Source organism: Caballeronia arvi, assembly GCF_001544695.2.
Lineage (GTDB): Bacteria > Pseudomonadota > Gammaproteobacteria > Burkholderiales > Burkholderiaceae > Caballeronia > Caballeronia arvi.
In genome coordinates this window covers 1-528 of record NZ_FCOM02000345.1, presented here as the reverse complement: position 1 = coordinate 528, position 528 = coordinate 1, and the positions used below count along the sequence as shown (strand labels likewise).

Genomic DNA, 528 nt, shown 5'->3' with positions numbered 1-528 from the left:
CCTTGGCGAGCGTCAGTGCCAAGAGATAGAGCGCAACCAGCTGTGTCGTGAACGCCTTAGTCGACGCGACGCCGATCTCCGGGCCAGCGCCCGTTGGGTATTGCAGTTCCGTGAGACGCATCATCGAACTGTGCGGCACATTGCAGATCGCCAGCGTATGCCGATGGCCCAGGTTCTGTGCGTGCTTGAGCGCAGCCAAGGTATCCGCGGTCTCGCCCGACTGGGAAACGACAACGACCATCGCGCGCGGGTTTGGCACACTCTCACGATAGCGGTACTCGCTCGCCACCTCCACCTGGGTTGGAATGCCGGCGATCGATTCGAACCAGTATTTCGCGGTCAATGCGGAGTAGTAGCTGGTGCCGCACGCGAGCAGCAGCAACGAATCGATCTCGCTGAAGACATGCTGCGCGTTCGCGCCGAAAAGCGCCGGCGTGATGGTTCGCAGTCTTTCCGTCGCGTCGGCGACCACCTCAGGCTGCTCGAAGATTTCCTTCTGCATGTAATGACGGTAGGGACCGAGCTCTG

General features: G+C 61.0%; 1 protein-coding gene. It reads right to left on the bottom strand.

The window, feature by feature from the left end; all coding sequences use genetic code 11:
* Nucleotides 1-528, bottom strand: a 528-nt coding sequence (locus AWB74_RS45265; protein WP_143749587.1) for an SIS domain-containing protein, incomplete at both ends; no start/stop codon positions are given.